8 protein-coding genes are annotated in these 15,867 nt (G+C 56.2%); all 8 read right to left on the bottom strand.

Features of this window, described 5'->3' with window-relative positions:
• Positions 1 to 16 precede the first annotated feature (16 nt).
• Positions 17 to 1,585, bottom strand: coding sequence for an acyl-CoA carboxylase subunit beta (locus ACG98I_RS05115; RefSeq protein ID WP_394719177.1), 1,569 nt, complete (start codon positions 1,583 to 1,585; stop codon positions 17 to 19).
• On the bottom strand, positions 1,569 to 6,491 hold the full coding sequence (pks13, locus tag ACG98I_RS05110) for a polyketide synthase Pks13 (RefSeq protein WP_394719178.1): 4,923 nt from the start codon (positions 6,489 to 6,491) through the stop codon (positions 1,569 to 1,571). Before pks13 ends, ACG98I_RS05115 begins: the two co-directional genes overlap by 17 nt.
• A 200-nt stretch (positions 6,492 to 6,691) precedes the next feature.
• Positions 6,692 to 8,542, bottom strand: a complete 1,851-nt coding sequence (locus ACG98I_RS05105) for a FadD32-like long-chain-fatty-acid--AMP ligase (protein ID WP_394719179.1) — start codon at positions 8,540 to 8,542, stop codon at positions 6,692 to 6,694.
• Positions 8,543 to 8,630: 88 nt separating this feature from the next.
• Positions 8,631 to 9,581, bottom strand: a complete 951-nt coding sequence (locus ACG98I_RS05100) for a cutinase family protein (RefSeq protein WP_394719181.1) — start codon at positions 9,579 to 9,581, stop codon at positions 8,631 to 8,633.
• Between the two features lie 46 nt (positions 9,582 to 9,627).
• Complete coding sequence (locus tag ACG98I_RS05095; RefSeq protein ID WP_394719182.1) at positions 9,628 to 10,173, bottom strand: hypothetical protein; 546 nt, start codon at positions 10,171 to 10,173, stop codon at positions 9,628 to 9,630.
• A gap of 36 nt (positions 10,174 to 10,209) precedes the next feature.
• Positions 10,210 to 12,156 carry an alpha/beta hydrolase-fold protein gene (locus tag ACG98I_RS05090; RefSeq protein ID WP_394719184.1) on the bottom strand — a complete coding sequence of 649 codons (1,947 nt, stop codon included), beginning with the start codon at positions 12,154 to 12,156 and terminating at the stop codon, positions 10,210 to 10,212.
• A gap of 496 nt (positions 12,157 to 12,652) precedes the next feature.
• The gene (locus ACG98I_RS05085) at positions 12,653 to 13,684 is read right to left on the bottom strand and encodes an alpha/beta hydrolase (protein ID WP_394719185.1); all 1,032 of its coding nucleotides are present in this window, start codon (positions 13,682 to 13,684) and stop codon (positions 12,653 to 12,655) included.
• Positions 13,685 to 13,861: 177 nt separating this feature from the next.
• Complete coding sequence (zomB, locus tag ACG98I_RS05080) at positions 13,862 to 15,784, bottom strand: flagellar motor control protein ZomB (RefSeq protein ID WP_394719278.1); 1,923 nt, start codon at positions 15,782 to 15,784, stop codon at positions 13,862 to 13,864.
• Positions 15,785 to 15,867 lie beyond the last annotated feature (83 nt).

Below are 15,867 nucleotides of genomic sequence, written 5' to 3'. Positions count from 1 at the left end.
TTAGTTAACACCGAATTTACATTGGCGCAATCGGGTGCTTCTTCGGCAAGTCAGAAACATTCTTGGTTTCAAGCTGACGCAATGCTTGGCGCAGGGCTAAACGGGACTCACTTGGACGAACCATGACGTCCAAGAAACCGCGCTCTGCTGCGACATAAGGCGAGGTCATGTTCTCATCGTAGAAGTCCATGAACATCTTCTTAGTCATCTCGCGCTGCTCAGGGGTCTCAGCGGCATCGAGCTGTTTGCCAGCAATCATGACTACTGCTGCGGCAGAACCCATTACGGCAATCTGCGCGGTCGGCCATGCCAGGTTAATGTCACCAGAGAGGTTCTTCGAACCCATCACGGCATAAGCACCACCGAATGCCTTGCGGACGACGAGCGAAACCTTAGGTACGGTTGCCTGCACTACTGCGAAAGCAAACTTCGCACCGCGGTGAATCAGACCAGCCTTCTCCTGTTCCACACCTGGCATGTAGCCCGGGGTATCCACGACGAAAATCAGCGGGATGTTGTAAGCATCGCAGATCTGGATAAAGCGCGCGCCTTTATCAGCGGCATCGGCATCAATACAGCCCGCGAGGTGCATCGGGTTATTAGCCACAAAGCCAACAGCCTTGCCATCAATACGACCGAAAGCGGTAATCATGTTCGGCGCGAAATTCGGTTGAATCTCAATGAGTTCATCGTCATCGCCGAGGTTTTCCAGGAGCTCGATCATGTCGTAGCCGGCATTGGTGTCATCCGGCATGAAAGAATCCAAGTCGATGTCTTCGCGCAGCTCATCATCACTCGGCGCGGCGAATTCTGGAGCTTCATCAAAGCAAGTCGATGGCAGGTGGTCCAGCAGGTCGCGGACGAAGTCAAAAGCTTCTTCCTCCGAGTCCACAACCGCAGAAACGTTACCGTTAAGTTCCTGTTGGCGTGCGCCGCCGAGCTCAGCGGAGGAAATATCCTCACCGGTGACCTCACGGATGACCTTGGGGCCGGTAACATACATTTCGGCCTGGCCATCAACAGCCACAACGAAGTCGGTGGTGACAGGTGCATAAACAGCACCACCAGCGGACTTACCCAGCATGATGGAAATCTGCGGGGAGCGGCCCGATAGCGGCATCTGACGGCGTGAAATCTCCGAGTACATCGCCAGAGACGTCACCGCATCCTGAATGCGAGCACCGCCGGAATCCTGAATACCGATGACTGGGCAACCAATCTTGATGGCCATGTCCATGACCTGGACGACCTTCTGGCCGAACGTCACGCCGACTGAACCGCCGTAGACCGTCTTATCGTGGGCATAGATGCAGACAGGACGACCAGCGATACGGCCGTAGCCGGTCACCACACCATCAGAATAGATAGCGTCCGGGTCATTCGGGGTCTTACCTAGGGCGCCAACTTCGACAAAGGAGCCATTATCAAGCAATGCGTTAATGCGCTGACGCGGAGTGGTGTGGCCAGCCTCATCACGGCGGGCGCGGGAACGCTCACTACCTGGGTCCTGCGCCTGCTCAAGGCGGGCGTAGAGGTCAGCAATCTTCTCCGCGGTTGTAGTCGGCTGATTAGCTGCCGTTGCCACGAATCTTCTCCTCCATCCACTTATTCATGTGCTTAGCCACGATTCCGATGACAGGTTCATCAGGAACGGCGAGGTGATCACCAGGCAATTGCACAATTTCTAGGTCTTCTACGATAGCGCCCCAGCCACCATCTGGGTCAATGTGTGCATAACGTGGTTCCAGCTCAATCGCACCATCATGCATGCGCTCAGAACGGAAGAGCAGCACTGGAGCCTTCACTTCAACCCAGCGGATGAAGTCAATGCTCGACAGAATCTGGTTATCCACAAAGGATGCGCGCTGATGTTCCAAGACACCTGCTGCCAGTCCGTGCTCGGAGGCATCAGTGGTGGCAAGTACCTGCTCAAGCATCGCCATCACTGCTGGTTCGCCGGCGGTTTCTAGCAGCTCATACGGCACCGGGAAGTCCAGGCCATAGGTATTCTTAGCGAAAGCCGCGTAACGCTCCCAGCGGGCCTTGGTTTCTTCCAAGGTATCCGGTGCTGGATCCGAAGGCTGGGTGGTATCCAGCAACGAAATGTAGGCAACCTCTGTCTCTGGGTGCTTCTTCTCCAGTTGCAGGGCAACCTCGAAGGCCAAAGCGCCACCGAAGGACCAGCCGCCGAGAATCACCTTGCGGTCACGGGCATATTTGACGATGTCCTCTAGGTACGCTGCTGCGCGCTCTTCCAGGGTGCCTTCCAGGCGCTCAACGCCATACACGGCAACATCCTCCGGCAGGCGACGCATCAGTGGCTGATAGACCACGGTGGTGCCACCAGCTGGGTGGAACATGAAGACCGCTGGGCCATCAGCTTCGCGCAGAACACGAATATTGCCTTCAACCTCAGATTCCAGGCCCTCGCGCACGCGATCGGACAATGGCTCTAGGGTTTCAGCATCCTGGACCTGCTGGGCGGTGATTTCCACCGCAGCGCGCTCGGTGAGGCGCTCAGCAATCTTTTCTGCCTGCTCTTGCGTAATCTTTGGCAGCTCGCTCGTGATACCGCCAGCAGCAGCGCCAGTAAAGGTTGCCCAGGTAGCAAAGACCATGCGTTCCGATGCATCACGTGGTGCCACACCTACGCCAGATGCCTTAGAAGTCGCAGGCTGAACATCCGAGGTCGCCGCATCCAGATCCGTTTGATCCAGCTCGCCCATTGCTTCAGCGGCTTCTTCTAAGCCAGCACCAGTTTCAGACGTGGTTTCTTCCGCTCCAGCATCTCCGGCATCTGACGAGAGGTCTGGGGTACCTGACGTCTCGGTAGTGCCCTGGGCGACGGCTTCTTCGACCATGACGATGACATCGGCAAGCGATGCATCACGCAAAGCCTGAACCTGCAGTTGCGGAATCTGGAAGTCATTTTCCACACGGTTCTTGATGCGCATGCCCATGAGCGAATCCAGGCCCAAGTCAATCAGCGGCAGCTCACGTGGGAGGTCCGTAACGTCATAGCCCATGGATTCCGACACGATGGTAGCCAGGCGCTCTTCCACGGTTTCCGTCGCAGGGTCCCAGCGCACCGCCTCAATATCGGAGTTCGCAAAGTCTGCTGGCAGATCCTCATTCTCTTGTAGAGCGGATACGCCCTGGATTGGGGTGGGTGCGCCGCCCAAGTTGAGAGTAGAGGCGAAACCTTCGGCGACCATCTGCGTCAATCCACCGACGACGGTGTAAACAGCAATGGACAATCCACCCAGGTTGCGGTCAACAACGGTGGTGACTTCGCCTTCTGCAGGCAGCACGGCGTGCTCTTCGCTGGCAACCACCTGCGCGCGGGAATCCACTGCCGCGGCAGCAGATTCGAGGATAGCTAGCGCGGATGGCGCTTGGTCAGCATTAGTACCAAACGCAATCTTGCCATCCGGCAAGTTCACGCGAGTGCCTGGGAGACCAGAGACACCTGAAGAAGGCCGCGCTGAAGTCCAGAAGCGCTGCTTCTTGAATTCGGTGTGCGGAGCCTTGACCGAATGATCGCCGGCGCCAAAAACATTGCGGAAATTAACCGGGGTGCCGGTGACATAGAGCTTCGCCAGCAGATCCAGCAGGGACTCTGAAGGATCGACCTTGCGCTTGAGCGAAATCAGCAGCTGTGCATCCGCCTTGCCCACGCTAAACGCCGTGTTCATCATGCCCATGAGCGCAACCGGGTTTGGTGAGATTTCCACCAACTGGTTATGGCCCGCAGCCAATGCCTGCTCAGTGGCATCTTGGAAGTACACGGCCTGACGGGTCATGCGGATCCAGTACTCATCCGTGTGGACGGTCTGACCAGGTTGGTAGACGGTCGCACGGTCAACGGAGCTAAATACCGTGGTGTGGATCGGGTGCGCTTCGATGCCGGCGATTTCGGCAGCGAGCTCGCCCAAGAAAGGCTCCACAGCGGAGGTATGCCCCGCGCCCTTCACGTTGAGTGCGCGGGCAAATTTGCCTTCGCCCTCCAGCTTTTCCACCAGGTCCAAAACCTGCTGGCGTGGACCACCCACAGTGGTCATGCCTGGGCCCGCATACACCGCTGGTTCTACGTCATTATCCAAGGCATCAATTTCAGCGGCAGTCATTTCCACCACTGCCATCGCGCCCTGGTTTTCTGGAGTCAGGGAAGCTTCACCCTCGCCCATCAAACGCGCACGGTGGCTAGCAATGAGCAGTGCATCCTTGGCTTCCAGGCCGCCGGCGGCATAGGCAGCTGCGATTTCACCCATGGACATACCGATAACACCCGCTGGGCGCACGCCGAAGTATGCGAGAAGATCAGTCAAAGCAATCTGAATTGCAGTGATAGCTACCTGTGCGGTTTCGGTGTTATAGGTTTGTGCATCATCTTCGATGAGCTCCAGTAAAGACCAGCCGGCTTCAAAGTCGATGGTCTCATTCAGCTCCGCCAGACGATCAGCGAAGACTGAGGAGACGGCCATCAAATCCTTGGCCATCTTGCGGTGCTGGGAACCAAAACCAGAGTAGACGAAGACTGGGCCGCGTGCGGCTGGGGCATCGGCAGCAGCAATGCCCAAAGACACCTTGCCTTCAGCGACCTGACGCAGACGCTTAATCGCATCAGCCGCGGTATTAGCGGTGACAACAGCGCGGCTGCGTCCGTGATTACGTCCCGCCAAAGAACGCGCGAGCTCCAGCATGCCGTTATTATCCAGCTGCTTTTCCTCAATGAAGTCAGCCAGGTTAGCGGCAGCGGTACGACGACGCGAAGGCAAAAGACCAGAAACTGGCAATGCCACGGTGGCTTCAACAGTGGTTGGTTCCGCGCCTTCTTCTTCAGCAGGCACCTCGCGTGCCTCGACGGACAGTTGTGGTGCGGCTGTTAAGGCAGCGGATTCTTTATCGGCTGCCGGAACGTATTCGGTGACCACGACGTGCGCGTTGGTACCGCCGAAACCGAAACCAGAGACGCCAGCGACCTTGGCACCGGAATATTCCGGCCACTCACGTGGGTCTTCGACTACTTCGAGGTGCTCGGCATCGAAGTCGATGTAGCGGTTTGGTTCGGTGAAGTTAATGGACGGCGGGATAATGCCGTGGCGCATGCCTTCGATGACCTTGATCATGCCGACAATGCCCGCTGCGGATTCCGAGTGGCCAATATTGGACTTAGCGGAACCGAGCAATGCCGGCTGAGCCAACTCGCGGCCCACGCCAACAACCTTGCCCAAAGCGGTGGCTTCAATTGGGTCACCCAAGATGGTGCCGGTGCCGTGCGCTTCAATGTAGTCCACGGACTGTGGGTCTACGTCAGCATCCTCATAGGCACGCTCTAGAACATCCACCTGTGCATCTGGGTTAGGTGCGGTCAGACCATTGGAGTGACCATCGGAGTTCACCGCGGAGCCCTTGATCACGCCGAGGATATTGTCGCCATCGGCTTCAGCATCTTCCAGACGCTTCAGCACAATCACGCCGGCTGCGTCAGCGCGGACGAAACCATCAGCGTCATCGGAGAATGCGCGGATACCGCCAGTTGGGGAAATCACGCCCAGCTCACCGAATGACGTGGTGATGAATGGGGAGGCCTGAACGTTCACGCCGCCAGCGAGCGCAACATCGGCGTCGCCATCGCGGAGACCACGCACAGCCTGGTGGATAGCCACCAGGGAAGAAGAACATGCGGTGTCCACGTTGACGGAAGGACCGCGCAGGTCCAGGGCATAGGACACGCGGTTAGGGATGATCGAGGAAGAAGAACCAGTGAGCGCATAAGGGTGTGCTTCGGCTGGGTCAGCGGCAATCAGCATGCCGTAGTCATTATTGGTCGAGCCCATGTATACGCCGGTTGTGGTGCCGCGCAATTCATTGGCAGGCAGGTTCGCATCTTCGAGAGCTTCCCAGACCAATTCCAGGATGATGCGCTGCTGCGGATCCATATTGGTCGCTTCAAGTGGTGAGAGACCGAAGAATTCAGGATCGAAATGAGAGATGTCTTCAAAGTAGCCGCCCTGAAGATTCTGAGTGTCCATCTTCGTGCGCATGACCTGGTCGCTATTGTATTCCGACCAACGGCCAATGGGCAGGTCACCAGTACCAGCGCGGCCCTCGCTCAACATGGACCAAAACTCTTCCACGTTCTTAGCGCCTGGGAAGCGTCCTGAGACACCAATGATCGCAATATCATGCGCACCAGTACCTGAAGTGGTCTTCACGGACTTACGTTTGTGCTGCGCATGCGTAGGAGTTTCTTTCGGCCCGTTGATGAGACGATCAGCTAATTGGGCAATCGTCGGATACTCATAAGCTACGGTCGCATCCAGCTGCTGACCGAGGAGGTTTTCTAACTCTCCGGAGAGCACCACGGCATCACGTGAGGAGAGCCCAAAATTCTCCAGAGGTTTGGTATCTACGATCTCTTCTTCTGGCAGGCCAGTTACATCAGCCACCCAAGCGCGGATCCAGCCTTGGAGTTCTTCAACGGTCATAAAGGATAATGCCTTACTAATTTACAAATTCACTAATTCACTCAGAAAACCGGTTACATAGTCTTATCGCGACGCACCCGGCGAAACGTTACATACCCCTAGTACACATCATTGGGGGTAGTTTTTGAAAATCACAACGCCCGGCCTAGCTCTAAATTCAGCTGGACCGGGCGCAGGAGATTTCCATTAGGGCACCTGATTTAAGCCAGGTAGTTCTTCTTCGCTACTCGGCGGGCAATCTTGCCAGAAGACGTGCGGTTGATTTCACGTGGTTCCATCCACTTGATGTCATCCGGCACAATTCCGTGGTTCTTGCTGACAGCGGTGCGGATAACTTCGGTTGCTTCCGCATCACCGGATGCATCAGCGCTATCGGCGCGTTCCACCAAAACAATGAGCTGCTCGGTGTTCTCGCCTTCAATGGAGAATGCCGCGATCGAGTCCGGACGGACGTGATCGGAAGCTTCCTGAATGGTGCCCTCAATATCCTGTGGGTAGTGGTTACGGCCCGCAATCACAATGAGGTCCTTCAGACGGCCGGTGATGTAGAGCTCACCATCAATGATGGTGCCCAAGTCACCGGTGGCCATCCACTTATCATCATCCGGTGCGCCCTCAACACGGCTGCCTTCAGCCAGACGCTCGCTCAGGGTGTTACGGAAAGTCGCGGTGGTTTCATCCTCACGGCCCAGGTAGCCCACAGCCATGTTGTCGCCGTGCGTCCACAGCTCACCAACCACAGCATCTGCAACCTCAGCGCGGGTTTCTGGATCCACGATGGTCAGGTACTGGCCGGTGACTACCTGGCCATTGGATGCGAATGGCACGGAGTTGTCAGAAGGCTCAGTAGGCTTCGCCTCACCTGCAGCGAGCGCATCGCGGTCAAAGTGGTTAAAGACTGGGCGCTCATCATTTTGCGGGGTAGAAACCAGTAGGGATGCTTCCGCCAGGCCATAGGAAGGACGCAGGACCTTGCGGTCCAGGCCATGATCCTTGAATGCCTCGTGGAAGTTCTCCACCGCAGACTGGGTCACTGGCTCAGAGCCGATGATGATGCCGTCAATATTCGACAGGTCCAGTTCTTCACCTTCAGCTGGCTTGCCGTAGCGAGTGGCCAGTTCCAGAGCGAAGTTAGGAACAACCGCGTAGGTTGCAGCCAGCTTCTCATCTACGTCCTTGCGCTTGAGCTGGTCAATCCAACGCTTTGGCTGCTGGATGAAATCACGTGGGCGCATCATTTCAAATGGCAGACCCATGATGACCACAAACAAGGACAGGATGATGCCCATATCGTGGTGCAGTGGCAGCCAGGTCACCAGACGCAGCGGCATCTTCAGCTTCGCTGCGGAGTAAATCTGCAGCACGTTGGTCAAAATGGAGCGGTTAGTCAGTTCCACACCAGCTGGTGTGCGGGTGGAACCAGAGGTGTACTGCAAGAATGCGGTCTGATCAATTGGCATCACGGTGCTCATCGCGAGCAACTGCTGGCCTTCAAGAGTGGACTGCGGGGTGACATAGGATTCAGCCAAAGAATCCGGCAAGGAATCCACGGACAGAATGCGTGGACGCTCACGGGATGGCAGCTCCGAGAAGTGCGTGCGCACAGCCGATGCTGACTCAGAGTTGGTCAGCACAATCTTAGGCTTGCAATCCGCGAAGACTGCACGCAGGTGATCTGCGTGGCCTGGCTCATTCGGATCATAGAGAGGAACCGGAACCATGCCCGCGTAGAGTGCGCCGATAAATCCGAAGAGGTACTCCGGGGAGTTGCCGGCCAAAATAGCAACGCGGTCATTGAGCTTGCCCACCTGCTGCAGTCGTGTCGCTACAGCCTTAACGCGAGTATTGACCTCCTGGCGGGTGTAGACCACCAGCTCACCGTCACGGGAGTTGGAATAATCCCAAAAACGCAGAACCTTGCGGTCACCACCACCGGTGTGCAAGTCGCCTTGGTACAGCAACTCTGCCAAACCAGCCAATGAAAGCTGTGGGGCTAGGGTGATATCACCCTTGTCGTTGTAGAACTGCTGCATTGCGGCATGCAAATCCATGGAGTGTCTCCTTTGATGAAATCTTTATGTGGAAGTTTCGCTTCTAAAAATATCAGCACCAATGCTTAAAACGTTACCTTAGAGCGTCCTAGCCTTGATTGATAATCCCCGAGGCCCAATCAACAACCCACTGATTAGTCGTGGTGCCCGGAATGACCTCGTCATTGGAGGCATACATGGCATGGATGCCGTTGGCATCGATAAGCTCTAATGCCCTGTCTGCCGCATTGCCGATGTTGTGCGGCGCGTCGCAAATACTATCCGATGGCGCACAAATCTGGAATGTCCGATCCGCCAAAGAACCAAAGTCATTGGGGCGCTCCCCACGCATGGATGCTCCTGGTACCACCAGCTGCACCAGACCGGTAACCGGCTGCAGAGCAATCTCTGCGCCAATGCCACCGAGCTCATTGCCTGGGTTGATGCCCACGCCATTTACACGGCGACCATCCGCAATCACCGCGACACCAGCAACCGACTCTGCTGGAATCACGCCGGTGCCACCACCGATTTCATCGGCCACGTCACCAACGATCACCGCGCCTTGAGAAAAGCCAGACAAGATGAACTGGGTCTGCGGGCATTCGCCATGCATCCATCTCAGTTCTTCTTCTAGACGCGCCTGGCCCTCATTGCGGGAATCGTCATAACTCATTTCATTCGGGGACTGCACAGACTTAAATTGCGCCGTGTATGGCAAAGTCCACACGCGCACTTGGTCTTCACCGAAGGATTCCTTCAAAGGATTAGTGATAGACAGCATGAAGGAATATGGGTTAGCCGAAGGGTTTAGCGGATCATCATCCGGAGCAGACTCCCACGTGCCGGGCGCTGAGATGAACTCATAGGCAGGGCACCATTCTGGCTGCGCCGGGGTTTCAGGGGCAGCTTCAGTTGCCTCAGATTCCTCGGTCGCTTGTGGGTCGTCACCGATTCCGCCTGGCAGACCGGTGTTAGTGCGCATTAAGTACTGCGCGGCACCGCCACCGATCACCAAGATAACAATGATGACGGCGACGATAGTCAGTGTTTTTCTCATAAGTGGAAGTTTTACTCCTTTGAGCTGGCAGGGATTAGAAAGTCAGCTAGCAGTATGCTGCCTGTGCCTTCTCACTAATCAATGCAGCTACTTCCTCCGCGCTTTGATCCGTACGTCCCTGCTCAATCAGCTGGCCCGCGACCGCCGGAATGGTGACGGAATCATCCGGGTTGCAGGCAGTATTACCTGCACCAATGAGCTGACTTTCCGCTCCATTGGTATCTACGCCGCTCGCGGCAATGTCATCGAGGAATGCGGCATCGGCATCGCGTGCCTGCGGGGTCGGTGCCTGCTCAACTTCTTGCGCGCCACGGTCTTCCGGTTGTGGCTCGGCGCTAGTCGATGCCTCCTCGCTTTCGCGCTCATTGTCACGTTCACGAGAGCTCGACGGCGCGGAAGATTTCTCGCTTTCAGACTCTTCGCTACTAGATTCCGATTCTTGCTCAGAAGATTCGGAATCGCCGCGCTCTAATGGTGCCACGGTGGCGTCTGGTGAGACTTCCGAGTCACTATCAACGGTGGCTGAACCACACGCGACCAGGGTGAGGCTGGCTATCAGCGCGATCGCTGAAGCCATTGCTCGCTTCATCATGGGTCCTCCTTCAGGGTAGGTTGATGAACCTGATTTTTATCGGACGATACCCATGACCTGGCGGATGGTACCGCCGCTGAAGTCCTGGGTCAGTCCGCCCGCTGGAATGTCAGTCTGGTCAGAGGTTGGGTAGCCGTAGCGACCATTTTCAAAGCCGTTCTCGCCCCAGTGGTCGAAGATGTCGCCATGAGGGACGAAGTGTGCACCGGTGGACGCGGACCAGTAGATGTTGCCGTTTTCAAATTCCTGGAATGCGCCATCGCGCAGCTTCTTTTCAGGGCCAGTTGGGAAACCAGCAGCGGAGTTTGCACCGCCCATTTCCTTGTACTTATTACCAATTGCACCGTGAACGATCTGGGTTTCCTTGTCCGCATTCTGGGTCAGGACACCGTTCTGGAAGTTCTGGAACTGGCCACCACCATCTACGTTGGTGACAGAGCCGGATGGGTACTTCAAATCACCGGTCTCATAGCCATTCTCGCCCCATGCGCGCATCATGTTCTTCGTAACAGCGTATGCGCCGGTGGATGGGTGCCAGTAGATGGAACCATTCTCAAAGTGTACGAAGCGGCCTGCACCATCCGGGGTGGTGGTTTCACCTGTGGTTGGGAAGCCCAACCAGGAGGTAGGTCCGCCGATTTCTGCGTAACGGGCGTTGATGCGGCCAAAGAGCGCGCGTGCACCGGTCTCTGGGGACCAATAAGCGGTACCAGCAGAGAAGTCCTGTGCCTTGCCGTCTTCAACGTCATATTCCTCATTGAGGCAGTTGCCAATGACGCCGGATTCGGTGGCTTCTGCAATCGCGCCGACTGGGGTGCAGTCCGCGCCGCGGTCAACCTCACCAAGGCCGAAGGTGTCCGCGATGACTGGCCATGCCTGGGTCATTTCAAACTGCCAGTATTCCCAAGAGTGGACACCAGATGGGCGCAGGCGGGATTCAATATCAATGCCCTGGTCCTTCGCACGCTTAATGAAGGTATCGGTTGACATGCGGGAGATAACCTCCAAGCCCACGCCAGCAGCATTTGCTGGGCCCTTCGCCACGGATGACAGCTGACCGTAGTCATCCTGACCGGAGCCAGCAGAAACATAGACGGTCATGTCTTCCAGCGCGTCAATGCCCAGCTTTGGATCGTGGTTGATCCAATTTTGTGAGCCATACTCGCCCCACATGTTGGTGGCGGTATAACCACCCGCATCCATCTGTGCCGCAGCAATTGCCTGTGGCATGCCAGTGGAGGTGGTATCCAAGTAGCCAGAGAAGGAACCCACGAAGTCAAAGAGGTATGGGTTGCGCTCCGCCAGGTTCATCGCGGCAGTACCGCCCATGGAAATACCCACGACAGCACGCTGCTTATTGGAGCGGAACTCATTATCCAAGATAGGAACCAATTCCTGGGTCAGGAAGGTCTCCCACATGTAGTGCTTGCCATTATCTGGCTTTTCCCAGTCAGCGTAGAAGGAGGATTCGCCGCCAACAGGCATGATTACGTTGACGTTCTTGTCGGCGTAGTACTCCTCAATGTTGGTCTCAATGGTCCAACCTGATTCATCATCACGCGCGCGCAGGCCATCCAATGCCCAAACTTCAGGGAATTCCTTATCCGGCTGGGAGTACCAGTCACGAGCCAGCAGAATCTGCACGACCTGCTCCTGCTCCGGCATCGCTGCAGACTGGATATATACCTTGAGGTGGCGTGGGGTCAGGTATTCCACGCGGTTGACGTCAACGCCCTCTGGCAGACCTTCAACGTCTGGGTATTCAGTGTTGATGGGATCGCGCTCCGGCGGGGTACCAGGTGCAAAAGAGTCAGACAAGCTAGAACCGCCCGGCAGGGAGGATCCGCCCTGTGAAGATTGTGCGCCTGCGAAAGGAATCAGCGAAAGGCCCAGCACGGCTGCGGTTGGGAGGGCTATAAAGCCGAGTCGACGGCGCTTTGCACTTGGCTTACGCACAGTGGAACGGGAATCAGGAGAGCGCATGAACATGTCCTCATAGTCGGTGTTATTGGATAGCTTGCTGTTATGTTCTTATCGCTGACACAAGGCGGACTCTTTTACCCGCACGCATCCCGCACACCTGCACTTCTTCAGCGGCAACCAGGTGATGGTGCATGTTGAATAAGACGTCCACACGCAATAAAAAATAGCGCCATGACAGAGCCACGACTGCCCTCTTTCCTAGGCACGTTCAAGGTCTAGTTGATGCCTGAGAAAAGAAAGTCTCGCGCTACGTCATGTCTTGTGCTTCTCCCGAGGGTTCCCCTCCTCCGGCAGACGCGACATTTTAGTATTGTGAGCTGTCTGTTGTGCGCTCAAGTTTAAGTTCAACTTGAGACTTTTGCGCCGGCGACACACCCCGCGCTAGAGGTTTTCGATCCAGCCGGCCACACAAGAACTGAAGCTGCACTCCCCGACCAAAGCAAAATCCCATCCTTGCATGAAACAAGGATGGGATTATCGCGTCAGCGTTAAAGCATTACCAAGCGTTCATGACATCCAGAACGCGATTCTTGGTCTTGGAGAGCTGGCCGCCGAATTGCGCCCAGTTGTGCAGACCGGTCGCTGGGTAATCAGCGGTGAAATTCAGGCCCATGGCGCGTGCCTTGGTATCCCAGATTCTGGTGGTGGCCAAAGCCGTGGCCTCAAGAATCGCGCCAGAGAGCGCGAGGTTCCACGGATAGTTGGCATCAACCGCGCCCGGAATGCCGGATGCTGCTGAGACATATACGTCGGTGCCGTGCAGGTTGCCAATCTGGTTGAATGGGTCATTTTCAAAGCGACGTGGGTTAATCATCGAACCATACATCGCATTCAAGTTGAATCCGCCCGCATCCAGCAGCGCCAGACGCATCAGGGTCTGTGCACCAGGCATGGAGGTTGCCAGGTAACCGGAGTAAGACAGTGCCTGACGGAACTGGTCTGGGTGCTTACCAGCCAAGGTGATGGCCGCAGTGCCGCCCATGGACAGACCAGCAATGGAGTTATTGGTTGGTGAAATACCGAACTGACGCTGCACGTAGCCCTTGAGCTCCTGGGTCAGGAAGGTTTCCCACTGGTAGTTCACAGTCTGGTTCAGGTCATACTTCGCAGGACCATTCCAGTCAGCGTAGAAGGATGCTGCACCACCGATTGGCATGATCAGGGTGATGTTATGTGGCTCATAGAGACGTGCTGCGTTGACATCATTCACCCACGCATTGGTGCGGTCGGTCGCGCGCAGACCGTCCAGCAGGTACAGCCCTGCATTGCCGCCGCGCTTCGCTGGCTGAATCTGAACTGGAATGGTGCGGCCCATGGACTCGGACCAGACATCACAGCGCTGCACCCACCAGCCGACGCTGTCCCAGGTGCAGTGGCCAGTTGCGTCAGGACGCAGCCAGTCACGGTTGGCAGCTTCGGCCTTTGGGGCACCGGCTACGCTGACGACGGACGCCACCATAATGATCGCGGCCATTACGGCGATGGCACGGCGGAAAAAGCCCGTGCTTACGGCGGAAAGGACCTTCATGTTTCTCCTCAATTTTGGCACAACATCCTGGGCGCACTTTTAGGTACTTTTATATATCGGTGGAAACCCTCAAAGCGTTAACATCACAGAACGATAACAAAGTTCCCGTCTAGACTAACGCACTTTAGAGCAGATTAATAGTCAATGAAAATTGGCTGTTAATTCCAGTAACTAAAGTCACTGACTCTCCGAAGTCCATCCTTCTGGCAGGTAATCATAAGGATCGGAAGAAAGCTGCAGGCTACGGCCATCGCCGAGAGAGAACGCGATGTTATCAAAGAAGCGCTGAATCGTTAGCGGTTCGCGATAGCTGGCAAAAAGTTTTTGGAAATCTTCAGTCTCCAAAGCTGCGCGCGCAGCCTTGGCACCCTCAGTATCGACCCACTCTGGTAGCTCATCAAGATCCACCCCAGAATCGGCGACCTGCCAAATGCGGTCGAGGTTCTTATCGTGTCCCACGCGACCATCTTCAATTCGCGGCTGACGCGCGGCCAGAGGCGTCGCCAAACCAATATTGTCCAGCACGCGTACATTCAGCGGCGCATTCATAGAAGACATACCCATATTCACCAGATACAGCGTCGGCGGATCATCACGGGTCTCATCACGCTCCAGTACCAGCCAGTTAAACCGGTTCGGATCGCGGCTGGTGATAATGCGGGTCATCATTGCATCACCGTCTTCGAGTTCAGCAATGCCTTCATCCCATCCTTCCAAGAATGGTGAACCGCGGAAATCTTGCGCATTCATCGGCGGATCGCCCTGCTCACGTTGGGTGGCATAGGTCCAGAACTCACGTTCATCAACGATCTCGCGTCCGCTATCAAACTCCGACCAGTCATTCGGCAGGCCCCGGTAAGCAATCACCAAAGCCCATAGTGCAATCGCCCCGGTGATAATCGAGCCGATGAGAATGCTTCCGAATTGACGCAGCGGCAGCACAAAGACAGGCAGAAGCAGGGCAAAAAGTGGCAGCAGGAACATTCGCCCATGCATAAAGTCACCGCCAACGCGCAGGACATACAAGAAATGCAAGATCGCGCAGCCCACCAGCACGATCACAGCTGTTGCCGGGGTGCGGACCTTGTCCATCCAGGACGGCTTGGCCGCACCATCGGTTTTATCTGGCTTATCAGATTTCCGATGCTTTCCTACTGGTCGCTGCTTCACCTCGCGTTGAAGACCCGCGAGGAGGGGGTTCTTCAATGCGAAGAATCCCACAATGGCCAGGACCAGCACGGGCAGCCATAGCCAATAGGGGCCAACGAAGTCGCTGAGGTAGTTAAAGCCGGAAGCCCACTGGGAGTCGCTCGCGGATTTCGCGACTGCAGTATGAGGTGTCAGCAGGCCGTAGTAGCCCATGCGGAAAATCTGATAGCCGCCAGGAATGGGCAGAGCGACGGCCAAAATGAGCAGCCAATTCTTCCAATGACGGTGGGCAATGAAAAGCGCGATGCCAGCGATGCCGCCATATAATGCGAGTTCGGGACGCACGAGCCAGCTCAAGCCCGCCCAGAAAGCCACAAGGTAGGCAGAGATATCCAGGCTGCGGGTGCCATCGGCACGCTGCGCCCACCATAAAAGCACAGCCCACAACACCGCCAAGTAGAAGATAGACAGGCCCCACTCCAACCCGGAGGTAAAGAAGTCACGGGCTGGTGGCAGCGCAATATAAACCAGGACGCCAGCTGGGATAACCGTCCACGTTGACCAATGCACCGGACCGGCGTCAGGGCCAACATCTGGTTTATATAACCGCGCGGTGGCCCAACAGCCGATGACGATAGCCAGGGTGGAGAGCCCCAAAGCGCCATAGAGCGCGATGACCGCCAGCTCTTGGCCGGTAATCATGTGGGCAACGGTGATGAGGTACTGCCACAGCGTGGAGGTATTTGCCTCAACGCGTTCGCCAACGTTGAAGACGGGGCCATTGCCTTCCAAAAGATTACGTACGGTGCGCAAAACAATGAGGCCGTCATCGGACATCCAGCGGCGCTGAAATCCGACAATGAAAGCGACAACGCCAACAAGAAGAGCCGTGCCAAGTGCCCACCAGGTGGACTGGCGCTCTACCAAAGAACGGGTTGCGGCTTGATGCATGATGTCAAAGATTACTCGGTGCCGGGCAAGGGTGGAAACTGCCACAAGCAAATGGCAAAAATTAATGCCCTACCTGGAAACTT

The sequence above is a fragment of the Corynebacterium sp. L4757 genome (assembly GCF_043673995.1).
In the GTDB taxonomy this organism is placed as follows: Bacteria; Actinomycetota; Actinomycetes; order Mycobacteriales; family Mycobacteriaceae; genus Corynebacterium.
Note: the sequence above shows the minus strand (reverse complement) of the source record. Positions and strands in the feature narration are given on the sequence as shown.